At 35.7% G+C, this 24,157-nt stretch carries 39 protein-coding genes; 35 read left to right on the forward strand and 4 right to left on the reverse strand.

Annotated elements, in window-relative coordinates; all coding sequences use genetic code 11:
* Positions 1–47 precede the first annotated feature (47 nt).
* Positions 48–740, forward strand: coding sequence for a YjjG family noncanonical pyrimidine nucleotidase (locus M0M57_RS09830; RefSeq protein ID WP_248432880.1), 693 nt, complete (start codon positions 48–50; stop codon positions 738–740).
* A gap of 17 nt (positions 741–757) precedes the next feature.
* Positions 758–1,516, forward strand: coding sequence for a hypothetical protein (locus tag M0M57_RS09835; RefSeq protein ID WP_248432881.1), 759 nt, complete (start codon positions 758–760; stop codon positions 1,514–1,516).
* On the opposite strand, the gene M0M57_RS09840 is transcribed toward M0M57_RS09835, so the two are convergent.
* Positions 1,513–2,790 carry a replication-associated recombination protein A gene (locus M0M57_RS09840; RefSeq protein WP_248432882.1) on the reverse strand — a complete coding sequence of 426 codons (1,278 nt, stop codon included), beginning with the start codon at positions 2,788–2,790 and terminating at the stop codon, positions 1,513–1,515. The genes M0M57_RS09835 and M0M57_RS09840 overlap by 4 nt on opposite strands.
* A 74-nt stretch (positions 2,791–2,864) precedes the next feature.
* On the opposite strand from M0M57_RS09840, the gene M0M57_RS09845 reads away from it, so the two are divergent.
* A complete protein-coding gene (locus M0M57_RS09845; RefSeq protein ID WP_248432883.1) occupies positions 2,865–3,620 on the forward strand; it encodes a rhomboid family intramembrane serine protease in 756 nt (251 codons plus the stop codon).
* Between the two features lie 69 nt (positions 3,621–3,689).
* Here the strand turns inward: M0M57_RS09845 and rlmB are convergent, their stop codons facing one another.
* The 3 genes from rlmB to M0M57_RS09860 all read right to left on the reverse strand — a co-directional run bounded on the left by rlmB (position 3,690) and on the right by M0M57_RS09860 (position 6,520).
* Positions 3,690–4,424, reverse strand: coding sequence for a 23S rRNA (guanosine(2251)-2'-O)-methyltransferase RlmB (gene rlmB / locus M0M57_RS09850; RefSeq protein ID WP_248432884.1), 735 nt, complete (start codon positions 4,422–4,424; stop codon positions 3,690–3,692).
* Positions 4,425–4,453: 29 nt separating this feature from the next.
* Entirely contained in the window at positions 4,454–6,127 is a 1,674-nt protein-coding gene (locus M0M57_RS09855; RefSeq protein ID WP_248432885.1) for a BamA/TamA family outer membrane protein, read from the reverse strand.
* A gap of 243 nt (positions 6,128–6,370) precedes the next feature.
* Positions 6,371–6,520: a hypothetical protein gene (locus tag M0M57_RS09860; RefSeq protein WP_248432886.1), complete on the reverse strand. Its 150-nt coding sequence runs from the start codon at positions 6,518–6,520 to the stop codon at positions 6,371–6,373.
* Positions 6,521–6,624: 104 nt separating this feature from the next.
* On the opposite strand from M0M57_RS09860, the gene rpsL reads away from it, so the two are divergent.
* From rpsL to rplQ, 32 genes are all read left to right on the forward strand, one after another.
* The gene (gene rpsL, locus M0M57_RS09865; protein WP_248432887.1) at positions 6,625–7,029 is read left to right on the forward strand and encodes a 30S ribosomal protein S12; all 405 of its coding nucleotides are present in this window, start codon (positions 6,625–6,627) and stop codon (positions 7,027–7,029) included.
* 23 nt (positions 7,030–7,052) lie between these two features.
* On the forward strand, positions 7,053–7,529 hold the full coding sequence (rpsG, locus tag M0M57_RS09870; protein WP_112086735.1) for a 30S ribosomal protein S7: 477 nt from the start codon (positions 7,053–7,055) through the stop codon (positions 7,527–7,529).
* Positions 7,530–7,539: 10 nt separating this feature from the next.
* Positions 7,540–9,696, forward strand: coding sequence for an elongation factor G (gene fusA, locus M0M57_RS09875; protein WP_248432888.1), 2,157 nt, complete (start codon positions 7,540–7,542; stop codon positions 9,694–9,696).
* Between the two features lie 11 nt (positions 9,697–9,707).
* Positions 9,708–10,013 carry a 30S ribosomal protein S10 gene (rpsJ, locus tag M0M57_RS09880; protein ID WP_026710316.1) on the forward strand — a complete coding sequence of 102 codons (306 nt, stop codon included), beginning with the start codon at positions 9,708–9,710 and terminating at the stop codon, positions 10,011–10,013.
* A gap of 113 nt (positions 10,014–10,126) precedes the next feature.
* The gene (gene rplC / locus M0M57_RS09885) at positions 10,127–10,744 is read left to right on the forward strand and encodes a 50S ribosomal protein L3 (protein ID WP_248432889.1); all 618 of its coding nucleotides are present in this window, start codon (positions 10,127–10,129) and stop codon (positions 10,742–10,744) included.
* Entirely contained in the window at positions 10,744–11,373 is a 630-nt protein-coding gene (rplD, locus tag M0M57_RS09890) for a 50S ribosomal protein L4 (RefSeq protein ID WP_112086732.1), read from the forward strand. The genes rplC and rplD overlap by 1 nt, the downstream gene beginning before the upstream one ends.
* Positions 11,374–11,379: 6 nt before the next feature.
* Positions 11,380–11,670 (forward strand): 50S ribosomal protein L23, encoded by a 291-nt coding sequence (gene rplW, locus M0M57_RS09895; RefSeq protein WP_248432890.1) that lies wholly within the window; start codon positions 11,380–11,382, stop codon positions 11,668–11,670.
* Positions 11,671–11,676: 6 nt separating this feature from the next.
* Positions 11,677–12,501, forward strand: coding sequence for a 50S ribosomal protein L2 (rplB, locus tag M0M57_RS09900; protein WP_248432891.1), 825 nt, complete (start codon positions 11,677–11,679; stop codon positions 12,499–12,501).
* 10 nt (positions 12,502–12,511) lie between these two features.
* A complete protein-coding gene (gene rpsS, locus M0M57_RS09905; protein ID WP_129463117.1) occupies positions 12,512–12,790 on the forward strand; it encodes a 30S ribosomal protein S19 in 279 nt (92 codons plus the stop codon).
* 6 nt (positions 12,791–12,796) lie between these two features.
* Positions 12,797–13,207, forward strand: a complete 411-nt coding sequence (gene rplV / locus M0M57_RS09910; RefSeq protein ID WP_112086728.1) for a 50S ribosomal protein L22 — start codon at positions 12,797–12,799, stop codon at positions 13,205–13,207.
* Between the two features lie 8 nt (positions 13,208–13,215).
* A complete protein-coding gene (gene rpsC, locus M0M57_RS09915) occupies positions 13,216–13,965 on the forward strand; it encodes a 30S ribosomal protein S3 (protein ID WP_112086727.1) in 750 nt (249 codons plus the stop codon).
* 19 nt (positions 13,966–13,984) lie between these two features.
* Entirely contained in the window at positions 13,985–14,404 is a 420-nt protein-coding gene (gene rplP / locus M0M57_RS09920; protein WP_112086726.1) for a 50S ribosomal protein L16, read from the forward strand.
* A gap of 13 nt (positions 14,405–14,417) precedes the next feature.
* Positions 14,418–14,609, forward strand: a complete 192-nt coding sequence (rpmC, locus tag M0M57_RS09925; protein WP_248432892.1) for a 50S ribosomal protein L29 — start codon at positions 14,418–14,420, stop codon at positions 14,607–14,609.
* A gap of 17 nt (positions 14,610–14,626) precedes the next feature.
* Positions 14,627–14,887 (forward strand): 30S ribosomal protein S17, encoded by a 261-nt coding sequence (rpsQ, locus tag M0M57_RS09930; protein WP_112086724.1) that lies wholly within the window; start codon positions 14,627–14,629, stop codon positions 14,885–14,887.
* Positions 14,888–14,889: 2 nt separating this feature from the next.
* On the forward strand, positions 14,890–15,258 hold the full coding sequence (rplN, locus tag M0M57_RS09935) for a 50S ribosomal protein L14 (RefSeq protein WP_007803649.1): 369 nt from the start codon (positions 14,890–14,892) through the stop codon (positions 15,256–15,258).
* Between the two features lie 11 nt (positions 15,259–15,269).
* Positions 15,270–15,584 carry a 50S ribosomal protein L24 gene (rplX, locus tag M0M57_RS09940; RefSeq protein ID WP_112086796.1) on the forward strand — a complete coding sequence of 105 codons (315 nt, stop codon included), beginning with the start codon at positions 15,270–15,272 and terminating at the stop codon, positions 15,582–15,584.
* A 2-nt stretch (positions 15,585–15,586) separates the two neighbouring features.
* On the forward strand, positions 15,587–16,138 hold the full coding sequence (gene rplE, locus M0M57_RS09945; RefSeq protein WP_112086723.1) for a 50S ribosomal protein L5: 552 nt from the start codon (positions 15,587–15,589) through the stop codon (positions 16,136–16,138).
* 3 nt (positions 16,139–16,141) lie between these two features.
* Positions 16,142–16,411, forward strand: a complete 270-nt coding sequence (gene rpsN, locus M0M57_RS09950; RefSeq protein ID WP_248432893.1) for a 30S ribosomal protein S14 — start codon at positions 16,142–16,144, stop codon at positions 16,409–16,411.
* 139 nt (positions 16,412–16,550) lie between these two features.
* Entirely contained in the window at positions 16,551–16,949 is a 399-nt protein-coding gene (rpsH, locus tag M0M57_RS09955) for a 30S ribosomal protein S8 (protein ID WP_112086721.1), read from the forward strand.
* Positions 16,950–16,965: 16 nt separating this feature from the next.
* On the forward strand, positions 16,966–17,508 hold the full coding sequence (rplF, locus tag M0M57_RS09960; protein ID WP_248432894.1) for a 50S ribosomal protein L6: 543 nt from the start codon (positions 16,966–16,968) through the stop codon (positions 17,506–17,508).
* Between the two features lie 12 nt (positions 17,509–17,520).
* The gene (gene rplR, locus M0M57_RS09965; RefSeq protein ID WP_248432895.1) at positions 17,521–17,874 is read left to right on the forward strand and encodes a 50S ribosomal protein L18; all 354 of its coding nucleotides are present in this window, start codon (positions 17,521–17,523) and stop codon (positions 17,872–17,874) included.
* Positions 17,875–17,880: 6 nt separating this feature from the next.
* Positions 17,881–18,405 carry a 30S ribosomal protein S5 gene (gene rpsE, locus M0M57_RS09970; protein ID WP_112086718.1) on the forward strand — a complete coding sequence of 175 codons (525 nt, stop codon included), beginning with the start codon at positions 17,881–17,883 and terminating at the stop codon, positions 18,403–18,405.
* A gap of 14 nt (positions 18,406–18,419) precedes the next feature.
* On the forward strand, positions 18,420–18,602 hold the full coding sequence (gene rpmD / locus M0M57_RS09975) for a 50S ribosomal protein L30 (RefSeq protein ID WP_112086717.1): 183 nt from the start codon (positions 18,420–18,422) through the stop codon (positions 18,600–18,602).
* Positions 18,603–18,613: 11 nt separating this feature from the next.
* On the forward strand, positions 18,614–19,066 hold the full coding sequence (gene rplO, locus M0M57_RS09980; protein WP_112086716.1) for a 50S ribosomal protein L15: 453 nt from the start codon (positions 18,614–18,616) through the stop codon (positions 19,064–19,066).
* Between the two features lie 12 nt (positions 19,067–19,078).
* Positions 19,079–20,425, forward strand: coding sequence for a preprotein translocase subunit SecY (secY, locus tag M0M57_RS09985; protein ID WP_248432896.1), 1,347 nt, complete (start codon positions 19,079–19,081; stop codon positions 20,423–20,425).
* Positions 20,426–20,430: 5 nt separating this feature from the next.
* Positions 20,431–20,646, forward strand: coding sequence for a translation initiation factor IF-1 (gene infA / locus M0M57_RS09990; protein ID WP_112086714.1), 216 nt, complete (start codon positions 20,431–20,433; stop codon positions 20,644–20,646).
* A 12-nt stretch (positions 20,647–20,658) separates the two neighbouring features.
* A complete protein-coding gene (ykgO, locus tag M0M57_RS09995; RefSeq protein ID WP_084139925.1) occupies positions 20,659–20,775 on the forward strand; it encodes a type B 50S ribosomal protein L36 in 117 nt (38 codons plus the stop codon).
* A 2-nt stretch (positions 20,776–20,777) separates the two neighbouring features.
* Positions 20,778–21,152 carry a 30S ribosomal protein S13 gene (gene rpsM / locus M0M57_RS10000; RefSeq protein ID WP_248432897.1) on the forward strand — a complete coding sequence of 125 codons (375 nt, stop codon included), beginning with the start codon at positions 20,778–20,780 and terminating at the stop codon, positions 21,150–21,152.
* Between the two features lie 8 nt (positions 21,153–21,160).
* Positions 21,161–21,544, forward strand: coding sequence for a 30S ribosomal protein S11 (gene rpsK / locus M0M57_RS10005; protein ID WP_112086712.1), 384 nt, complete (start codon positions 21,161–21,163; stop codon positions 21,542–21,544).
* Positions 21,545–21,660: 116 nt separating this feature from the next.
* A complete protein-coding gene (gene rpsD / locus M0M57_RS10010; protein WP_248432898.1) occupies positions 21,661–22,266 on the forward strand; it encodes a 30S ribosomal protein S4 in 606 nt (201 codons plus the stop codon).
* Between the two features lie 21 nt (positions 22,267–22,287).
* Positions 22,288–23,280 carry a DNA-directed RNA polymerase subunit alpha gene (locus M0M57_RS10015; protein WP_248432899.1) on the forward strand — a complete coding sequence of 331 codons (993 nt, stop codon included), beginning with the start codon at positions 22,288–22,290 and terminating at the stop codon, positions 23,278–23,280.
* 62 nt (positions 23,281–23,342) lie between these two features.
* A complete protein-coding gene (rplQ, locus tag M0M57_RS10020) occupies positions 23,343–23,849 on the forward strand; it encodes a 50S ribosomal protein L17 (protein ID WP_248432900.1) in 507 nt (168 codons plus the stop codon).
* Positions 23,850–24,157 lie beyond the last annotated feature (308 nt).

Here is a 24,157-nt window from a genome sequence, read left to right on the forward strand (position 1 = left end):
CCTACGAAGTAGGATAGTATTGATTAACCACCACTCATCACCCTGCAATGAAACCCTTCCAACATAAATCCGACATTTTTTTTGATTTAGATCATACCTTGTGGGATTTTGAAAAAAATTCAGCTTTAGCTTTTGAAACCATTTTCAAAAAGCATCAATTAGAATTGGATTTAGCCATTTTTTTAGAACATTACATTCCTACCAATCTTAAATTTTGGAAATTGTATCGGGAAGAAAAAATTTCGCAAGAAGATCTTCGTTATCAACGTTTAAAAGAAGTTTTCGATTTGATGAATCAAGATGTTGCAGATGATTTGATTCACCTTCTTTCCCAAGAATACATTCATTATTTGCCACAGTTCAATTATTTATATGACGGAGCGATGGAAATTTTAGAGTATTTGCACCCAAAATATAATTTACATATTATCACCAATGGTTTTCAGTCTGTTCAAGATGGAAAAATGAAAAATTCAAATCTTTTGAAATATTTCAAAACCATTACCAACTCTGAAAGTGCGGGTGTCAAAAAGCCAAATCCGATAATTTTTAATTATGCCATTCAATTGGCTAATGCCGAAAAAGATAAGTCTATTATGATTGGTGATAGCTGGGAAGCCGACATTGAAGGAGCAATTAACAGCGGAATTGATGCCATTTTTTTTAACGAGTTTAATGCTCCGGTAGAAAATAATTTTCCGCAAGTAAACCATTTATTAGACTTAAAGAATTATCTTTAAACTTATTTATTTTTAAGATGAAAAAATTACTTTTTATAGTTTTATTATTGAGTTCTGTTCAATTGTTTTCTCAAAGTTTGAACGATTATCAATATGTTATAGTTCCAACTAAATTTATCGATTTTGATGTAGAAAATCAATACAGATTAAATACGATAACAAAGTTTAATTTAGAAAAAATGGGTTTCATTGCTTTTTATGAAAATTCTGAAATTCCAAAGGAAATAATGAATAATAGGTGTGATATTCTTTCAGCTGAAGTTATTAAAGATAATAATCTTTTGTGGACAAGACTTTATGTTGTTTTTAAAGATTGTTACGGAAAAGTGGTTCATCAAAGTGAAACAGGAAAAACAAAAGTAAAAGAATTTATAACAGCCTATCCAATAGCTTTAGACGAAGCATTTCAATCTTTATTCAAGTTGAATTATAAATACAATGGAAAAAAAGTGACTACTACAGAATCTGTTGTACAAGTAACCTTGCCCAAAGAAAATGTTGTAGAAAAAAAACCAAATGTAAGTTTGCCCACAACGGTTTCAGAGACAACAGATTATTCTAAATTGTTATTTGCCCAACCAACTGCAAACGGTTATCAATTAGTTGATTCTACACCAAAAGTTGTTTATAAATTATTCAAAACAGACAGCCCATCACTATTTTTAGCTCAGAAAGGAAACCAAAATGGTGTCGTTACTTTAAAAGACGGCAGTTGGTTTTTTGAGTACCAAGAAAATGAAAAAGTGGTTTCGGAGAAATTGGAGATTAAGTTTTAATACCCATACTTATCCTTCCATCGATTCTTTAAAAAATTTCGCAACTCTTTTTCTCTCGCATTATTTCCGGGTTCATAAAAAGAAGTATTTTGAATTTCATCTGGAAGAAATTCTTGTTCAGCAAAATTATTTTCAAAATCATGTGAATATTTATATTCGTCTCCATAACCTAATTCTTTCATCAATTTAGTTGGAGCGTTTCGCAGATGTAACGGAACGGGCAAATCGCCGGTTTGTTTGACGATTTGTTGAGCTTTTCCAATAGCTAAATAACTCGCATTGCTTTTGGCAGAAGTCGCTAAATATATCGCACATTGACTTAGTAAAATTCTACTTTCAGGATAGCCAATAGTTGTTACTGCTTGAAAGGTATTATTCGCCATAATCAACGCAGTCGGATTGGCATTACCAATGTCTTCGCTGGCTAAAATGAGCATTCTTCGGGCAATGAATTTCACGTCTTCGCCACCTTCAATCATTCTGGCTAACCAATACACCGCACCATTTGGGTCGCTTCCGCGAATGGATTTGATGAAAGCCGAAACAATATCATAATGTTGTTCGCCCGTTTTGTCATATAAAACCGTGTTCTTTTGAACCAATTGCATCACTTTTTCATTCGTGATTTCAATGTAATCTTCTTCGGTCGCATTAACAATTAACTCAAAAATATTCAGCAATTTTCTTCCGTCACCACCGGAAAGTCGCAAAAGAGCTTCGGTTTCTGTTAAGGTAATTTGTTTGGTTTTTAAAATCTCGTCTTGCTCAATCGCTCGGTGCAAAAGCTGTTCTAAATCATCTTTGGAAAATGCATTTAGCACATACACCTGACATCTTGACAATAGAGCAGGGATGACTTCAAAACTTGGATTTTCAGTCGTGGCTCCAATTAATGTAATCCATCCTTTTTCGACTGCGGCTAACAACGAATCTTGTTGTGATTTGCTAAAACGATGAATCTCATCAATAAACAAAATCGGGTTTTTGGCTGTGAATAATCCACCACTCATTTTTGCTTTTTCAATGACTTCGCGAATGTCTTTAACCCCCGAATTAATGGCACTCAACGTAAAAAACGGACGTTTACTTTCCTGAGCCATAATTTGAGCTAAGGTCGTTTTTCCGGTTCCGGGCGGTCCCCATAAAATTAAACTCGGAATGATTCCTTTGGCAATTTGATGCGTCAACGAACCTTGTTCGCCAACCAAATGCAACTGACTAATGTATTCCGATAAATGTTGTGGCCGGATGCGTTCGGCAAGTGGTGCTTCCATGGTGTAAAAATACTCATTTCTGACAAAAAAGCACTATTTTCGTTTTGGATGTGTTTTTGATAATGAATTTTGATATGAAACAAAACTCCTTTATTTTTTCAACTTCAGTCGTTGCTTGGCCCTTATTTTTTGTATTGGCTTTGTGGATTGTTTTTTGGGTAGAAGTTCGATTCAAAATCGATTTGGGCATTTATGGTATTTTACCAAGAACAGTCAGCGGATTAAAAGGCGTTATTTTGAGTCCGTTTTTACACGGCGACATCAAACATTTGTATAACAATTCGATTCCGTTATTATTTTTAATTGCGGTTTTGCGTTATTTCTACAGAGAAGTTTCGTTGCAAGTTTTAGTGTTTGGTATTTTAATTTCCGGACTCGGAACATGGTTAATTGGTAGAGAAAGTTACCATATTGGTGCTAGTGGATTGATTTATGTTTTAGTCAGTTTTATTTTCTTCAAAGGAATTCAAACCAAACATTATCGGTTAGTCGCACTTTCATTAGTTATCGTGATGTTATATGGCGGAATGATTTGGTATATTTTTCCGGAAGTCGAAAACGGCATTTCGTGGGAAGGTCATTTGGCCGGATTCATCACCGGATTTTTATTTTCACTTTTATACAAAGCCGAAAAGTATAAAAAACCAATTCGTTACGACTGGGAAAAACCGGATTTTAATCCTGAAAATGATCCGTTTATGAAACATTTTGATGAAAATGGAAATTTCGTAAATACTCCAAAACCGGAAGAATTAGAAGTAGAGTACACGTTTTTCAACATTGATGAAAATGTGTTTTATGAATTTAAATCGGAGAAAGAGAAGGAATGATTTGTTTTAGATTTTTCTACACCTGACAGGTTTTTAAAACCTGTCAGGTGTAAGAGATTATCAAGTTTATTATCTTCTCTGCCTCACCACTTCATATAAAAAAGCTCCGCAAGCAACCGAAACATTCAATGAAGCAATTGTGCCAAACATCGGTAATTTAGCTTTTTCATCTACAATTTTTAAAACAGATGGATTAATGCCTCTGTCTTCACTTCCCATAATAATCGCTAACGGTTCATTAAGTGCTAAATCATAAATAGCATCATCTGTTTTTTCAGTGGCTGCAATGGTTTTGATTCCTGAGCCTTGAAGGTAAAAAATGGCATCTTTAATATGTTCCACTTTACAAATCGGCACATTAAAAACGGCACCGGCACTGGTTTTTACCGTATCTCCGTTCACGGGAGCGGCACCTTGTTTGCCAATGATGATTCCATCCACACCTGTACATTCTGCCGTTCGGATGATTGCACCAAAATTTCTGGCGTCCGAAAGTTGATCTAATATAAGAAATAGAGGAGTTTTACCACTTTCCAACACATTGGAAATTAAACTTTCTAAATCGTGAAAATTTACAGGAGCAATAGTTGCCACGGCACCTTGATGATTTTTTGAAGTAAGACGATTTAATTTTTCAACAGGAACGTAAGTGAAATTCACTTTATGTGATTTCATCACTTTCATTAATTCACGCATTAAGTCGCCTTGAATATCTTTTTGTAAAAATACTTTGTCGATTTCTTTTCCTGCCTGAATTGCTTCAATAATCGCTCTAATTCCAAAAATTTGATTGTCTTTTTCCATGCGGCAAAGGTATGATTAGTTTTGATAAACTAAAAATTTGTCCTAAAACTAATATGCACAATCGAATTGGAGAGTTTAATCTCCTGATTGCCCACACTACCATTGGCATAAACCAAATTAAAAAGTCCATTTTTGGTAAGAAGTCCAAAACCAAAACCTAATCCAAGCAACGAATCGCTAAAATCAGTAGTTTGATCCTGATAATAACCATAATCAATAATCGAATGCACATACATTCCGGAAGACAAAACATAACGGTATTCCGTTAGAATAGACGAAAATAAATTTCCTTGTAAACTATTTTCATTAAAACCCCGAATCGAATTAATTCCGCCAAAGCGATGCAATTCATTCACAATAAAAGAATCGCTTTTGAGGTAATAACTTTGCGATTTCAGATGCACAATGTTTTTAGCGTTCAAATACACGTTATGCCTTAGTTCTAACTGACCAAACAACTGACTTTGTGAATCGGTTTTAGAATCCCTGCTTCCTAAACCAACTTTTAAATGCAAAGCAGTTTTTTCCGGAAACAAAAAATCATCGGTTTTAAAATCGGTATATTCAAACTGTCCGGTTACGAACGAGTTTTTAAAATCACTAATAAAACTCGAATTGGTGTTCTGAATATCACTTGATTCGGTGGACTGATAACCCAAATAAACTCTCGTATTATATGTAAAAAGATAACCCAAATCAATCGAAGTACGCGTGTTTTGAAAAGTACTGTCTTGCTTAAAAATCTGTAATTCCGTTTTTAATCCCAACGAACTTTTAAACAGATACGGAATTTGCAAACCGGCATTAAACGTAGTTTGTTCGTTACCGTCGCTTTTCCAAAATAGCGAAAACTGTTCGCCGGAATTCAAAAGGTTGTGCAAAAGCAAATCAACATAACCATTAAAATTTATTTTTCCTCCCTCGTCATTATTAAAACCTACAAAACCATCAAATCGATTGGCTTTGGCTTTTTCTAAATAAACATACACTTTGGTAGAATCTTGTGTAAACAAAATTTCAGGATATTTCGTTTGCCGCACAAATCTGAATCCTTCTACGGTTTTATAAAGTTTTTCTAAATTCGATTGATTAAACGTTTGTTTGGCATACATTTTTTTTAAATTGATCCGATGACTTTCCGGAAACTTCTCAAAACCTTCAACAACAATGTCGTTTAGAGCTCTTTGTTTGTTTGGTTTTATCATTAAATCAGCATACAGACTATTTTCTTGCGTTCTAAAATTTTCTAATTTCAACTGAGCTAATGAAAAACCGGTCGCTTCCAAACGTTTTAAAATACCGGACATAAAAGGTTCCACATTTTCAATCGGAAGCTTTAATTCTCCATTATCCACCTCAAAATCATCATTTAAAAAAGCCAACATTTCTTTACCTATATATATATGTAGGTGAGAAGTTCTTTTTCCCAACCTATATTTAAAAAGAAAAGTAGAATCGTTTGCTTTTTTATTACTCAGGTTTTCGCTTTCCAAATAACCTAATTCAAAAAGTTTTTTGCTTAACAGTTTCGTTTCATCCAACACACCTTTTGCATTCACAAATTGTTTGGCATAACCAATCGAATCAATTTTTTTTGTTTCTTCAGTAGTCGAACCTTCGATGGTTAAATAGACATTTTGAGCCTTTCCAAAACAGAAAACCAATACAAACAACACGATAAATAAAAGCCTTTTCAAAACCATTTTAATTTCGATAAAAGTAACGCAAAAAAAGGAGATATGGTATAAGGGCCTTTTTCCTGCTTTCCATTCCAAGTCCGTTTGTTGGGGTTGGTTCGGCTAAGCTCCGCCAAGAGCTCCTACTGTCGCTTTGGCAAAGCAAGCCTCACACAACCCCAACAAGCCAGGCTTTCCATTTCAATCAGGGGCAGGGGTGTGGCAAATATCAATTTCAATTTCAATATCAAATATCAAATTCAAAAAATTTCAAAACTCCCAACTCCCAACTTCCAACTTCCAACTTCCATCTCCCATCTTCCATCTTCCATCTTCCATCTCCCAACTCCCAACTCCCATCTCCCATCTCCCATCTTCCATCTTCCATCTTCCATCTTCCATCAAAAAAATCCAACTCAAACAAAATAAATAAATTATGATTTGTTTTAACAAAAAAAAGTACTACATTTGCAACCCCTTAAAATAGGGTAATTTTAAAAACATAGAAATTTTTAGTATTAATTATGCCAACAATTCAACAATTAGTAAGAACAGGGAGAGCCCAAATAACTAAGAAGAGTAAATCGGCTGCTTTAGATTCTTGTCCTCAAAGAAGAGGTGTGTGTACTCGTGTTTATACAACGACTCCAAAAAAACCAAACTCAGCGATGAGAAAAGTTGCAAGGGTTCGTTTAACAAACGGAAACGAGGTAAATGCATACATTCCTGGAGAAGGGCACAATCTACAAGAGCACTCGATAGTATTAGTTAGAGGCGGAAGGGTAAAAGATTTACCAGGTGTTAGATACCATATCGTACGTGGTGCGTTAGATACTGCTGGAGTAGCAGGTCGTACGCAACGTCGTTCAAAATATGGAGCAAAACGTCCTAAACCAGGTCAAGCAGCTGCACCCGCAAAGAAAAAGTAATTAGAAACTTTTAAAGAAAAGACATGAGAAAAAGACAGGCCAAAAAAAGACCTCTTTTACCAGATCCAAAATTCAATGATCAATTGGTAACACGTTTTGTAAACAACTTAATGTGGGATGGTAAGAAATCTACCGCTTTCAAAGTATTCTATGATGCTTTAGAAATAGTAGAAACAAAAAAGCAAGATGCTGAAAAATCTGCTTTAGAAGTATGGAAAGATGGTTTAACAAACGTTATGCCACACGTAGAAGTTCGTTCACGTAGAGTGGGTGGAGCTACCTTCCAAATTCCAATGCAAATTCGTCCGGATAGAAAGATTTCCTACGCTATCAAATGGATGATTCTTTATGCAAGAAGAAGAAACGAAAAATCAATGGCAGCTAAATTAGCTTCAGAAATTTTGGCAGCAGCTAAAGAAGAAGGAGCAGCAGTTAAGAAAAGAATGGACACGCACAAAATGGCAGAAGCTAACAAAGCGTTCTCTCACTTTAGATTTTAATTCATAAGAAATGGCTAGAGATTTAAAATACACAAGAAATATCGGAATTGCAGCTCACATTGATGCAGGTAAAACTACAACAACAGAGCGTATTCTATTTTATACCGGAAAATCACACAAAATTGGTGAAGTACACGATGGTGCTGCAACAATGGACTGGATGGCACAAGAGCAAGAAAGAGGTATTACCATTACTTCTGCTGCAACTACTTGTGAATGGAATTTTCCAACCAATCAAGGAAAACCAACAGCGGAATCAAAACCGTATCACTTTAATATTATTGATACTCCCGGACACGTGGATTTTACCGTTGAGGTAAATCGTTCACTTCGTGTACTTGACGGCTTAGTATTCTTGTTTAGTGCAGTGGATGGTGTTGAGCCACAATCTGAAACAAACTGGAGACTTGCTGATCAATACCGAGTACCAAGAATGGGATTTGTTAACAAAATGGACCGTCAAGGGTCTAACTTCTTAGGGGTTTGTCAACAAGTTAGAGATATGTTGAAATCAAATGCGGTTGCAATCACATTGCCAATCGGAGATGAAATCGATTTTAAAGGAGTTGTGGATTTAGTTAAAAACCAAGCTATTGTTTGGCATGACGAAACACAAGGAGCAACTTTTGATATCGTTGATATTCCAGCTGATATGGTTGACGAAGTAAAACAATACCGTTCCATTCTTATTGAAGCGGTTGCGGATTATGATGAAAACTTGTTAGACAAGTATATGGAGGACGAAAACTCTATTACTGAAGACGAAATTAACAATGCATTACGTGCAGCAACAATCGACATGGCTATCATTCCTATGATTGCCGGATCTTCTTTCAAAAACAAAGGAGTTCAGTTTATGTTAGATGCTGTTTGTAAATATTTACCATCTCCAATGGATAAAGAAGGTATTGTTGGGATTAACCCTGACGATAAAGATTTATTGGAAGAAGATCAAAGAAAAATTTTACGTAAACCGGATGTTAAAGAGCCATTCGCTGCTTTGGCATTTAAAATTGCTACTGACCCTTATGTTGGTCGTTTAGCTTTCTTCCGTGCCTATTCAGGTCGTTTAGATGCAGGTTCTTACGTATTAAATACTCGTTCAGACAACAAAGAGCGAATTTCACGTATCTATCAAATGCACGCCAACAAACAAAACCCAATCGAATATATCGAAGCAGGTGACATTGGTGCAGCAGTAGGATTTAAGGATATCAAAACAGGAGATACATTGTGTGATGAAAAACACCCAATCATTCTTGAGTCAATGAAATTCCCTGATCCGGTAATTGGTATCGCGATTGAGCCTAAAACAAAAGCTGACGTTGATAAAATGGGTATGGCTTTAGCTAAATTGGCTGAAGAAGATCCAACATTTACGGTTAGAACAGATGAAGCTTCCGGACAAACTATCATTTCAGGAATGGGAGAGTTACACTTAGACATTCTTGTAGATCGTATGAAAAGAGAATTCAAAGTTGAAGTTAACCAAGGTGAGCCACAAGTAGAATATAAAGAAGCTTTCACAAAATCAGCACAACACAGAGAAACTTACAAAAAGCAATCGGGTGGACGTGGTAAATTTGGTGATATCGTATTCAAACTTGGGCCAGCTGACGAAGTTGACGGAAAACCATTTGTAGGTCTTCAGTTTGTGAATGAAGTAAAAGGAGGTAACGTTCCTAAAGAATATATCCCTTCAGTTGAAAAAGGTTTCAGAGAAGCTATGAAAGCAGGACCTCTTGCAGGTTATACTGTAGATAGTTTAAAAGTTACACTTTTAGACGGATCTTTCCACCCTGTGGATTCGGATGCATTATCTTTCGAATTGGCTGCAAAAATGGGTTACAAAGAGGTTGCTAAGGCTGCCGGAGCTGTAATTCTTGAGCCAATCATGAAAATCGAAGTAATTACTCCGGAAGAAAACATGGGTGATATCGTAGGAGATTTGAACAGAAGAAGAGGTCAAGTGAATGATATGGGCGACAGAAATGGAGCTAAAACTATCAAAGCAAATGTGCCTTTATCTGAAATGTTTGGTTATGTAACTACTTTAAGAACATTGTCTTCTGGTAGAGCAACTTCAACAATGGAATTTTCACATTACGAACAAACTCCTTCAAACATCTCTGAAGAAGTTATCAAAAAAGCAAAAGGTAACGCTTAATTCTAACGAAAATGAGTCAAAAAATCAGAATAAAATTAAAATCTTACGATCACATGTTGGTGGATAAATCAGCAGAAAAAATCGTAAAAACGGTAAAAAGTACCGGAGCTGTGGTAACTGGACCAATTCCATTACCTACGCACAAAAAAATATTCACAGTATTACGTTCTCCACACGTTAACAAAAAAGCGAGAGAGCAGTTTGAAGTGAGTTCATACAAAAGATTGTTAGATATCTATTCTTCTTCTTCTAAAACTATTGATGCTCTAATGAAATTAGAGTTACCAAGTGGTGTAGAAGTTGAAATCAAAGTGTGATAAATGTACAAAGATGAAAGTATTAAGTGTTAAGATATCCTCTTAATGCTTAATACTCTTGTCTTAATACAAAACAAAAAAGAATTTTTTTAATCATTTATAAATAGTTTAATATGTCTGGGTTAATTGGAAAAAAAATCGGCATGACTAGCATTTTCGACGAGAACGGGAAAAATATTCCTTGCACCGTGATTGAAGCAGGTCCATGTGTCGTTACCCAAGTCAGAACCAAAGCGGTTGACGGGTATGAAGCGTTTCAGCTTGGTTTCGATGACAAAACAGAAAAACACGCAACTAAAGCGGCCGTAGGTCACTTTAAAAAAGCGGGAACTTCTGCTAAGAAAAAAGTCGTTGAATTCCAAGATTTTGAAACAGAGTATAAATTAGGTGATTTAGTCACTGTAGATCAATTCAGCGAAGGAGAATTCGTTGATGTACAAGGAGTATCTAAAGGTAAAGGTTTCCAAGGAGTTGTAAAACGTCACGGTTTTGGTGGTGTTGGACAAGCTACTCACGGACAACATAACCGATTAAGAGCACCAGGTTCTGTAGGAGCTTCTTCTTATCCATCTAGAGTATTCAAAGGAATGCGTATGGCAGGAAGAATGGGAGGAGACAATGTAACAATTCAAAACCTTAGAGTTTTAAAAGTAGTAGCAGACAAAAATTTGTTATTAGTTAAAGGATGCGTTCCTGGACACAAAAACTCTTATGTAATCATTCAGAAGTAATGGAAGTAAAAGTTTTAGATATCAACGGAAAAGAAACAGGCAGAAAAGTTCAACTTTCTGACGCTGTTTTCGCTATCGAGCCTAATAAACATGCTATCTATCTTGATGTAAAGCAATATCTTGCCAACCAAAGACAAGGTACTCACAAAGCAAAAGAGAGAGCAGAAGTAACAGGAAGTACTCGAAAAATTAAGAAACAAAAAGGAACGGGTACAGCTCGTGCCGGTAGTATTAAGAATCCATTGTTCAAAGGTGGAGGTAGAGTTTTCGGTCCAAGACCAAGAAGCTATTCTTTCAAATTGAACAAAACTTTAAAAAGATTAGCTCGTAAATCGGCCTTCTCTCAAAAAGTAAAAGATTCAGAATTAGTAGTAGTTGAAGATTTTAATTTTGAAACACCAAGCACTAAGAATTTTATTACAGTTCTGAAAGCCTTAGGGTTAGAAAATAAAAAATCTTTAATTGTGTTGGGTGATACAAATAAAAATGTATATTTGTCGTCACGCAATTTAAAGGCTTCTAATGTGGTAACTAGCTCAGAATTAAGTACTTATGCGATTTTAAACGCAAATAAATTAGTGCTTTTAGAGAGTTCTTTAGAAGGAATTGAAGAAAATTTAAGTAAATAATAGGCCATGAGTATCATAATTAAACCTATCATAACTGAAAAAATCACGAAGCAAAGTGAATTAAACAATCGTTATGGTTTTGTAGTGGACAAGAAAGCAAACAAAATTCAAATCAGAAATGCTGTGGAAGCAGCTTATGGAGTGAAAATTATTGCTATCAACACTATGAATGTTAGACCAGACCGTTCTGTAAAATATACTAAAAGTGGAATGATTAGTGCTAAAACGAATTCTTTCAAGAAAGCAATCGTACAAGTACAAGAAGGAGAAACAATTGATTTTTACAACAATATCTAATAAGAAATGTCAGTTAGAAAATTAAAACCTATTACCCCGGGTCAGCGTTTTAGAGTTGTGAATGGTTTTGACGCCATCACGACTGATAAGCCGGAAAAGTCATTATTGGCACCGAAAAATAACTCAGGAGGTAGAAATAGTCAAGGAAAAATGACCATGCGTTACACAGGCGGTGGTCACAAACAAAAGTATCGTATCATTGATTTCAAAAGAACTAAAGTAGGAATTCCTGCTACAGTTAAATCAATTGAGTATGATCCAAACAGAACAGCATTTATCGCTTTGTTAGCTTATGCAGATGGTGCTAAAACCTATGTGATTGCACAAAACGGTTTAAATGTTGGTCAAACAGTAACTTCAGGTGAAGAAGCATCTCCGGAAATCGGAAATGCACTTCCTTTAAGTAAAATTCCATTAGGAACTGTAATTTCTTGTATTGAGTTACGTCCGGGTCAAGGAGCTATCATTGCTCGTTCGGCCGGAACATTTGCTCAATTAATGGCAAGAGATGGAAAATATGCCACTATCAAAATGCCTTCTGGCGAAACAAGATTAATCTTGTTGACTTGTATGGCTACTATTGGTGCAGTGTCTAACTCAGATCATCAGTTGATTGTTTCCGGTAAAGCCGGTAGATCAAGATGGTTAGGAAGAAGACCAAGAACAAGACCAGTTGCAATGAACCCTGTCGATCACCCAATGGGTGGAGGTGAAGGACGTTCTTCTGGAGGTCACCCACGCTCTAGAAACGGTATTCCTGCAAAAGGATACAGAACCCGTTCTAAAGTGAGCCCAAGTAATAAGTATATTGTTGAACGCAGAAAGAAATAATTAGATAGACATGGCACGTTCATTAAAAAAAGGACCATTTGTACATTACAAATTAGATAAAAAAGTTCTAGAGAATATCGAGAAATCAAACAAAGCAGTGATCAAAACTTGGTCAAGAGCTTCAATGATTACACCGGACTTCGTAGGACAAACTATCGCAGTACACAATGGTCGTCAGTTTGTTCCAGTTTATGTAACTGAAAACATGGTAGGACACAAGTTAGGAGAATTTTCACCAACAAGATCATTTAGAGGTCATGCCGGTGCTAAAAATAAAGGTAAAAAATAAGAAGCAATGGGAGTTCGTAAAAGAGAAACAGCAGATGCGAGAAAAGAGGCTAATAAGTCTATAGCTTTCGCGAAATTGAATAACTGCCCTACTTCACCTAGAAAAATGCGCTTGGTTGCAGACTTGGTAAGAGGTCAGAAAGTGGAAAGAGCACTAAATTTATTACGATTTAGTCAAAAAGAAGCTTCAAGAAAACTAGAGAAATTGTTGTTATCAGCTATCGCCAACTGGCAAGCTAAAAACGCAGAAGCTAGTATTGAAGAAGCAGCTTTATTTATAAAAGAGATCAGAGTTGACGGTGGAATGATGTTAAAAAGACTTCGTCCGGCTCCTCAAGGTCGTGCACACAGAATCAGAAAACGTTCAAATCACGTTACAATCGTGCTTGGAGCTAGTAATAACACACAAAGCAATTAATAAATAAGATGGGACAAAAGACAAATCCAATAGGAAACAGACTTGGGATCATCAGAGGATGGGATTCAAACTGGTATGGTGGAAATGATTACGGTGATAAAATTGCCGAAGATTATAAAATCAGAAAGTACATCCATGCTCGTTTATCAAAAGCTAGTGTATCAAAAGTAATCATCGAGAGAACTTTAAAACTTGTAACCGTTACTATCACTACAGCCAGACCTGGTATTATTATCGGAAAAGGTGGACAAGAGGTAGACAAGTTGAAAGAAGAACTTAAGAAAATTACTGACAAAGAGGTTCAAATTAACATCTTTGAAATTAAAAGACCTGAGTTAGATGCTTATTTAGTTGCAACAAGTATCGCTCGTCAAATCGAAAGCCGTATTTCATACAGAAGAGCTATTAAAATGGCTATCGCAGCAGCAATGCGTATGAATGCAGAAGGTATTAAAGTTTTGATTTCCGGTCGTTTGAATGGTGCTGAAATGGCTCGTTCAGAAGGTTTCAAAGAAGGTAGAATTCCTCTATCAACTTTCAGAGCCGACATTGATTATGCTTTGGCTGAAGCTCACACTACGTATGGTAGAATGGGTATCAAAGTATGGATCATGAAAGGTGAAGTTTACGGAAAGAGAGATCTTTCTCCATTAGTAGGCATGGACAAAAAACAAGCCGGTGGTGGTGGTAACAAAGGTGGTGATGCTCCAAGAGGAGGAAAACCAAACGGAAAATCAAACCCACGTAAAAGAAAGTAATTTTTTAAATTAAAGAAAAATGTTACAGCCTAAAAGAACAAAATACCGTAAGGTACAAAAAGGTAGAATGAAAGGTGATTCTCAAAGAGGTCACGAGCTTTCAAATGGGATGTTCGGAATAAAATCAATGGATTCTTCGTTCTTAACTTCACGTCAAATCGAAGCAGCTCGTATTGCAGCTACTCGTTTTATGAAAAGAGAGGGACAATTATGGATCAAAATTTTCCCGGATAAACCAATCACTAAGAAGCCTCTTGAAGTACGTATGGGTAAAGGTAAAGGTGCAGTTGAATATTGGGCTGCCGTTGTTAAACCCGGAAGAATTATGTTTGAAGTAGGAGGAGTACCTTTGGCAGTTGCAAAAGAAGCGTTACGCTTAGCAGCCCAAAAGCTTCCTGTAAAAACTAAGTTTGTAGTTGCTAGAGATTTCGAAGCATAATCTTATATACATTATGAAACAATCAGAAATTATAAGTCTATCTGTAGCTGAGTTACAAGAACAACTTAGTCAGTCAAGAAAAACGTATGCCGACCTAAAAACGACTCATACTATATCTCCAATTCAAAATCCGCTTCAAATTAGAGCGATGAGAAGAACAATTGCGAGATTAGTTACTGAGCTAAGTAAAAGAGAGTTACAATAATTGTATTCTGCTGAAAGATGGAAGAAAAAAGAAATTTAAGAAAAGAGAGAATTGGTGTAGTTACTAGCAACAAAATGGAGAAATCTATCGTTGTTTCTGAAACAAGAAAAGTAAAACACCCATTATACGGTAAGTTCGTGTTAAAAACAAAGAAATACGTTGCACACGACGAAACAAACGACTGTAACATTGGAGACACTGTAAGAATTAGCGAAACGCGTCCTTTAAGTAAGTTAAAATGTTGGAGATTAGTTGAAATCATTGAAAGAGCGAAGTAATTATGGTACAACAGGAATCTAGATTAAAAGTAGCAGATAACACTGGAGCAAAAGAAGTTTTGACTATCCGTGTTTTAGGAGGAACGAAACGTCGTTATGCCTCTGTTGGAGATAAAATTGTAGTGTCAATAAAAGACGCAACACCAAACGGAAACGTAAAAAAAGGTGCTGTATCTACTGCAGTTGTTGTACGAACCAAAAAAGAAGTGAGAAGAGCTGATGGATCTTATATCCGTTTTGACGATAACGCATGTGTATTGTTAAACGCGGCAGGTGAAATGAGAGGTACTCGTGTTTTTGGTCCGGTTGCAAGAGAACTTCGTGAAAAACAATTCATGAAAATTGTATCATTAGCACCTGAAGTGCTTTAATTCGATTGATGATGACAAAATTAAAAATTAAATCAGGAGACATTGTAAAAGTTATCGCAGGTGACCATAAGGGTACTGAAGGTAAAGTTTTACGTGTTTTTGTAGATGCAAATAAAGCGATTGTTGAAGGTACAAACATGGTTTCAGTTCACACTAAACCAAGTGCAAAAAACCCTCAAGGTGGAATCGTAAAGAAAGAAGCTCCTATTCAAATATCAAACTTGTCTTTAATTGATCCAAAGTCAAAAAAAGCAACAAAAGTTGGATATAAAGTAGAAGGAGATAAGAAAGTAAGATTTTCAAAAAAATCTAATCAAGTATTATAGTAATGGCTTATATCCCTAGACTAAAAGAAGAATATAGAAGCAGAGTTATTCCTGCTTTGAAAGAAGAGTTCGGTTACAAAAACGTAATGCAAGTTCCAAAACTTGAAAAAATCGTTTTAAGCCGTGGTGTCGGAGCTGCTGTATCAGACAAGAAATTGGTTGATTATGCAGTAGACGAGTTGACAAAAATCACAGGTCAAAAAGCTTTAGCTACTATTTCTAAGAAAGACGTTGCTGCCTTTAAATTAAGAAAAGGTATGCCAATTGGAGCTAAAGTAACTTTACGTGGTGAAAGAATGTATGAATTCTTAGATAGATTGATTACATCTTCATTACCTCGTGTAAGAGATTTTGGTGGAATCAAAGCAACTGGTTTTGACGGAAGAGGTAATTACAATCTTGGTGTTTTAGAGCAAATCATTTTCCCGGAAATTGATATTGACAAAGTAAACAAAATTTCAGGAATGGATATTACTTTTGTAACAACGGCTAAAACCGACAAAGAAGCAAAATCATTATTAGCAGAATTAGGATTACCTTTTAAAAAGAATTAAGATATGGCTAAAGAATCAATGAAAGCCCGCGAGGTAAAAAGACAAAAAGCGGTAGACAAGTATGCTGAAAAAAGAAAAGCTTTATTAGAAGCTGGTGATTATGAAGGCTTACAAAAATTACCGAGAAATGCTTCTCCGGTTCGTTTACACAATCGTTGTAAATTAACAGGAAGACCAAGAGGGTATATGAGACAATTCGGTCTTTCACGTGTAACATTTCGTGAAATGGCTAACCAAGGATTAATTCCAGGAGTAAAGAAAGCTAGCTGGTAGTTAGTTTATTTCAGCAGATAATTGTACATTTGCCAGCTTTTAGCAGGTAACGTACAATTATCTTCTTTAAAAATGAGTTTAATGGTTTCAGGTTCAGCGGAATAGTTCCTCTGAAAACCGTTGCCAAAATTTTATAAATATGTATACAGATCCTATTGCAGATTATCTAACAAGAGTTAGAAACGCAGTAATGGCTAATCACAAAGTGGTTGAAATTCCTGCTTCTAACCTTAAAAAAGAAATCACAAAGATTTTATTCGATCAAGGTTATATCCTAAGTTACAAGTTTGATGACAGTTCTGTTCAAGGAACAATCAAAATCGCACTTAAGTACGACAAAGTTACTAAAGAGCCGGTAATTAGAGATATCCAAAGAATTAGTAAACCAGGTTTACGTAAGTACGCAGGTTCTTCTAACCTACCTAGAATCCTTAACGGATTAGGAATTGCTATTGTTTCAACTTCAAAAGGTCTTATGACCGGAAAACAAGCGAAACAATTGAATGTTGGTGGAGAAGTAATTTGTTACGTATACTAATAAACAAGACTGAACGATGTCAAGAATAGGTAAAAATCCAGTTGAAATTCCATCAGGCGTTACGTTAGAAGTTAACGAAGGTGTAATTACAGTAAAAGGAAAATTAGGTCAACTAACACAGGAGTTTTCGGACGTAACTGTAAAAGTTGAAGACGGTCAAGTATTGGTGGAAAGATCATCTGACCACAAAGATCATAGAGCTAAACATGGTTTATACAGATCATTAATCAGTAACATGATTAACGGTGTATCAAACGGTTTTACAAAAGAATTAGAGTTAGTAGGGGTAGGGTACAGAGCTTCTAATCAAGGTCAAAAATTAGATCTTGCATTAGGATTTTCTCACAATATCATTTTAGAAATTGCTCCAGAAGTAAAATTGGAAACAGTTTCAGAAAAAGGTAAGAACCCAATCGTTAAACTAACCTCTCACGATAAACAACTTTTAGGTCAGGTTGCCGCTAAAATTAGAGGTTTCCGTCGTCCAGAACCTTACAAAGGAAAAGGAGTTAAATTCGTAGGTGAAGTATTAAGAAGAAAAGCAGGTAAATCAGCTTAAAAAAGTAAGATTATGTCATTAACAAAATCTGATAGAAGACAGAGAATTAAGTTCAGAATTAGAAAGATTGTAAGCGGAACTGCTACTAAACCAAGACTTTCTGTATTCAGAAGCAACAAAGAAATCTACGCACAATTAGTAGACGACTTAAACGGAGTAACTATTTTGGCCGCTTCCTCTAGAGATAAAGGAGTAGATTCAAAAGGAACAAACGTTGAAGTAGCTAACGCAGTAGGAAAACTAGTTGCTGAAAAAGCATTGAAAGCTGGTATAGATACAGTAACTTTCGACAGAGGAGGATACTTATACCACGGTCGTATTAAATCATTAGCAGAAGGAGCGAGAGCTGCCGGACTTAAATTCTAAGAAATTATGTATAACAAATACAAAAATGTAGAGTTAGTAAAACCTAGTGGTCTTGAATTAAAAGATCGTTTGGTAAGTGTAAATCGTGTTACCAAAGTAACAAAAGGTGGTAGAGCATTTGGTTTTTCTGCTATTGTTGTGGTAGGTGATGAAAACGGAGTAGTTGGACACGGATTAGGAAAATCTAAAGACGTATCAGAAGCAATCGCTAAGGCTGTGGAAGATGCTAAGAAAAATTTAGTAAAAATTCCTCTAAGTGGACAATCAGTTCCTCACGAACAAAAAGGAAAATTTGGTGGAGCTCGTGTATTCTTAATGCCTGCATCTCACGGTACAGGAGTTATTGCTGGTGGTGCTGTTCGTTCGGTACTTGAATCAGTAGGAATTCACGATGTATTATCAAAATCTCAAGGATCTTCAAACCCTCACAACGTAGTAAAAGCAACTTTTGATGCTTTACTTCAAATGAGAAGTGCTTACACAGTGTCTAAGCAAAGAGGAATTTCTTTAGAGAAAGTATTTAAAGGTTAATATACAAGGAAATTATGTCAAAGATTTTAGTAAAACAAGTAAAAAGTCAAATCAACTGTCCTCTAACTCAAAAGAGAACATTGGTTTCTTTGGGTCTTAAAAGATTAGGACAAGTAGTAGAGCATGAAAATTCATCTGCTATCCTTGGTATGGTAAATAAAGTTAAACACTTAGTTTCTGTAGAAGAAACTAAATAACACTATTCAAAATGAATTTAAGTAACTTACAACCAGCTGAAGGTTCAACACACAATCAAAATAAAAGATTAGGTAGAGGAGAAGGTTCTGGAAAAGGTGGTACTGCGTCACGTGGTCACAAAGGAGCAAAATCTCGTTCTGGTTATTCTAAAAAGATTGGTTTTGAAGGTGGTCAAATGCCACTTCAAAGACGTGTGCCTAAGTTCGGATTTAAAAATATCAATAGAGTAGATTATCAAGGAATTAACCTTGATACTTTACAAGCTTTAGTGGATAATGGTACAGTAACTGATACAGTAGATTTCTCTGTAATCATCGAAAACCGTTTGGCTACTAAAAACGAATTGGTAAAAGTATTAGGTCGAGGTGAATTAAAAGCGAAATTAAAAGTAACCGCTCACAAATTTACAGCAACTGCCAAAGCCGCTATCGAAGCTGCAGGTGGAGAAGCTGTAACATTATAATTTACTGACTGTATGAAGAAATTTTTTGAAACACTCGCAAACGTATGGAAGATCGAAGAACTTAAGAATAGAATTCTTATCACTCTTGGGTTACTTTTAGTTTACCGTTTTGGAGCACAGGTTACTTTACCCGGTATAGACGCCACTAAATTAGAAGGTTTGTCTGCTCAAACAGATCAAGGAATTGGATCAATTCTTAATATGTTTACCGGTGGGGCATTCTCTCAAGCATCCGTTTTTGCTTTGGGAATTATGCCTTACATTTCTGCATCTATTGTGGTGCAATTAATGGGAATTGCAGTTCCATATTTACAAAAACTGCAAAAGGACGGTGAGAGTGGAAGAAAGAAAATTAATCAAATTACACGTTGGTTAACAATTGCAATCACGTTGGTACAAGGTCCGGGTTATATCTATAACCTATACAGAACTTTACCTGGTGATGCATTTTTATTAGGATTTAATTCCTTCTCGTTCTTATTCTCAGCAGTTCTTATCCTTGTTACAGGTACAATTTTTGCCATGTGGTTAGGAGAAAAAATTACTGATAAAGGTATTGGAAATGGAATCTCTTTATTAATTATGGTTGGTATTATTGCCCGTTTACCGGAAGCATTCATACAAGAATTCGTTTCAACTGTAACTAAAGATCAAGGTGGTCCTGTACTTTTAGTTTTCGAAATTATACTTTGGTTATTGATCATCGTTGCCAGCGTCCTATTGGTTATGGCAGTTAGAAAGATACCAGTACAATACGCCAGAAGAACTGCAGGTGGTGATTTTGAACAAGATATGATGGGTGCAAACAGACAGTTTATTCCGTTAAAGCTTAATGCTTCAGGAGTTATGCCAATCATTTTTGCACAAGCTATCATGTTCATCCCAGCAGCAGTAGCCGGTTTATCTGATTCTGAAACAGCTCAATCCGTTACAGGAGCTTTCAGTGATATGTTCGGTTTATGGTACAACATTGTTTTTGCTTTATTAATTATTGTATTTACATACTTTTATACAGCAATCACAGTACCTACAAACAAAATGGCTGATGATTTAAAAAGAAGTGGTGGTTTTATACCGGGTATCAGACCAGGATTGGAAACATCTGACTTTTTAGACAAAGTGATGTCTTTAATCACATTACCGGGTTCTATTTTCTTAGCTCTTATTGCAGTATTTCCTGCAGTAGTTGTTAACCTAATGGGAGTTCAACAGAACTGGGGAATGTTTTTTGGAGGTACATCCTTATTAATTATGGTTGGAGTTGCAATTGATACTATGCAACAAGTGAATTCATACTTGTTGAATAGACATTATGATGGTTTAATGAAATCAGGTAAAAATAGAAAAGCAGTAGCTTAATTTTTATGGCAAAACAATCAGCAATAGAACAAGACGGATCAATCATTGAAGCATTATCAAATGCAATGTTCCGTGTAGAATTAGAAAATGGTCACGTAGTGATTGCTCATATTTCCGGTAAAATGCGTATGCATTACATCAAATTATTACCTGGTGATAAAGTGAAATTGGAAATGAGCCCTTACGACCTGACAAAAGCAAGAATTACTTATAGATATTAAAGCTATTTCACAATGAAAGTAAGAGCATCAGTAAAGAAAAGAAGTGCCGAATGCGTAATCGTTCGCAGAAAAGGCAGATTGTACGTTATTAACAAAAAGAATCCTAGATTTAAACAAAGACAAGGATAATTATGGCAAGAATCGCAGGGGTAGATATACCTAAAAACAAAAGAGGAGTTATTGCTTTAACCTATATTTTCGGTATCGGAAGAAGCAGAGCTATTGAGATTTTAGAAAAAGCTCAAGTTAGTCAAGACAAGAAAGTTCAAGATTGGAATGATGACGAAATCGGAGGAATCCGTGAAGCCGTTTCTTATTTCAAAATTGAAGGTGAATTGCGTTCAGAAGTATCACTACACATCAAACGTCTTATGGACATTGGATGTTATAGAGGAATCCGTCACAGATCTGGTCTTCCATTAAGAGGACAAAGAACTAAAAACAATTCCAGAACAAGAAAAGGTAAACGAAAAACTGTTGCTAACAAGAAAAAAGCAACTAAATAATAAGTAATATGGCTAAAGCAACAGCAAAAAAACGTAAAGTTATCGTTGAATCAACGGGTGAAGCTCATATTAATGCAACTTTTAACAACATTATTATTTCACTTACCAACAAAAAAGGTGAAGTAATTTCTTGGTCTTCTGCCGGTAAAATGGGTTTTAGAGGATCTAAAAAGAACACTCCTTATGCCGCTCAAATGGCTGCAGAAGATTGTTCAAAAGTAGCACTTGAGGCAGGTTTAAAGAAAGTGAAAGTGTATGTGAAAGGACCAGGAAACGGACGTGAGTCTGCTATCCGTTCTATCCATAACGGTGGAATCGAAGTTACAGAAATTATCGACGTAACTCCAATGCCACACAACGGATGTAGACCTCCAAAAAGAAGAAGAGTTTAATGATTAACTGATTTATTTCAGTTCTTTATAATTTTTATTAAGTATAACACAAGGTAGAGATCGATTATCGAAGGATTTGACCTGAATTCATAATCACTACCTTAAAACAATTTAAAATGGCAAGATATACTGGTCCAAAAACTAAAATAGCTCGTAAATTTGGCGAAGCTATATTCGGAGAAGACAAAGCCTTCGAAAAAAGAAATTACCCTCCAGGGCAACATGGTTTAGCTAAGAGAAGAGGTAAAAAATCTGAATATGCAGTTCAGTTAATGGAAAAGCAAAAAGCGAAGTACACTTACGGAATTCTTGAAAAACAATTCAGAAACTTATTTGAAAAAGCAGCAGCATCTAAAGGTGTAACAGGTGAAATCCTTTTACAACTTTGCGAAGCTCGTTTAGACAACGTGGTTTACAGAATGGGTGTAGCTCCATCAAGAAGAGCAGCTCGTCAAATCGTTGGACACAGACACATCACTGTAAACGGTGAAATCGTGAACGTTCCTTCATACCACCTAAAACCAGGCGATAAAGTTGCTGTTCGTGAAAAATCTAAATCAGTAGAAGCTATCAACAATTCGTTAGCTAATGCTAGCAAAGTTTACGAGTGGATTACTTGGAACAATGATACCAAAGAAGGTACATTTGTAACTGTTCCACAACGTTTACAAATCCCGGAAAACATCAAAGAACAACTAATCGTTGAGTTATACAACAAATAATAATTGACAGAAGTCGTAATTATGGCAATATTTAATTTTCAGAAGCCCGATAAAGTTATCATGATCGATTCAACCGATTTTGAAGGTAAGTTTGAATTCAGACCTTTAGAACCTGGTTACGGATTGACCGTTGGTAACGCACTTAGAAGAGTTTTGCTTTCCGCTCTTGAAGGATATGCTATTACATCTGTTCGTATTGAAGGTGTAGATCACGAGTTTTCTACCATCTCCGGTGTAGTAGAAGATGTAACCGAAATTATTTTGAACTTAAAACAAGTTCGTTTCAAACGTCAAATCGAAGATGTTGACAATGAAACCGTTACCATCTCTCTTTCCGGAAAAGAACAAATTACTGCTGGTGATTTTCAAAAATTTATTTCAGGTTTTCAAGTGTTAAACCCTGAACTAGTAATCTGTAACCTAGATTCTAAAGTTAACATCAATATGGAGTTAACTATCGAAAAAGGTAGAGGATACGTTCCTGCAGAAGAAAACAAAAAACAAAACGCAGCAATCGGAACAATTTTCACTGATTCTATTTTTACACCTATCAAGAATGTAAAATATGCAATCGAAAACTTCCGTGTTGAGCAAAAAACAGATTATGAAAAATTGGTTTTCGAAATCAAAACCGATGGTTCAATCAATCCAAAAGATGCTTTAACAGAAGCCGCTAAAGTTTTAATTCACCACTTTATGTTGTTCTCAGACGAAAGAATTACACTTGAAGCTGACGAAATTGCACAAACAGAATCATACGATGAGGAATCATTGCACATGAGACAATTGCTTAAAACTAAGCTTGTTGATATGGATCTTTCTGTAAGAGCACTAAATTGTTTGAAAGCGGCAGAAGTTGATACATTAGGTGACTTAGTATCATTCAATAAAAACGACTTGATGAAATTCCGTAACTTCGGTAAGAAATCATTGACCGAGCTTGATGAGCTTGTAGCAATTAAAAACTTACATTTCGGAATGGATTTGTCAAAATATAAACTAGATAAAGAATAAATTACTTCATATTTTGCTCTCCAAAGCGGATAGATGCAAGATGAAGTTTTAAAAAACACGTCATGAGACACGGAAAAAAATTCAACCATTTAAGCAGACAACAAGGTCACAGAAGATTAATGTTGGCTAACATGGCTTGTTCATTAATTGAGCACAAAAGAATCAATACAACAGTTGCTAAAGCAAAAGCTTTGAAACAATTCGTTGAGCCATTGATCACAAAATCAAAAGAAGATACTACGCACAACAGACGTATCGTATTTGCTTACTTGAGAAACAAATATGGTGTTACCGAACTTTTTAGAGAAGTAGCAGCAAAAGTGGGCGACCGTCCAGGTGGTTACACACGTATCATCAAGTTAGGAAATCGTTTGGGAGATAACGCTGATATGGCGATGATCGAACTAGTAGATTTCAACGAACTATACAACGGAGGTAAAAAAGAAGAGAAAAAAGCAAAAAGCCGTCGTGGTGGAAAAGCTAAGAAAACCGAAGCCGCTGCTCCAGAAGCAAAAGCACCGGAAGCTCCAGCTGCTGATTCAACTCCAACAACCGAAGCTGCTGAATAATGAAACCATTCATTCAATAAAAATAAAGGATAAACTTTCGAGTTTGTCCTTTTTTTTTGATTTTTTCAGAAGCGATTGGCTTGGGCTTTTTCAGGAAACCATTTTCCCGCTTTCCGTTCCAATTTTTTGTTCACGAGCAAAGCTCGCCAACAAAAAGATTTCCACTACAATCGGGGCTAAAAAGTAAACCATAAAAACTGAGCAATAAAAATTATAGACCACCAATTATCCATCTCGTCTCCCCCTCTCTCGGAGGGGTCGGGGGGAGGATAAAAACCATAAAAAGTTCAAATACTAAAAAAAATTTA

Source organism: Flavobacterium azooxidireducens, from assembly GCF_023195775.1.
GTDB lineage: Bacteria > Bacteroidota > Bacteroidia > Flavobacteriales > Flavobacteriaceae > Flavobacterium > Flavobacterium azooxidireducens.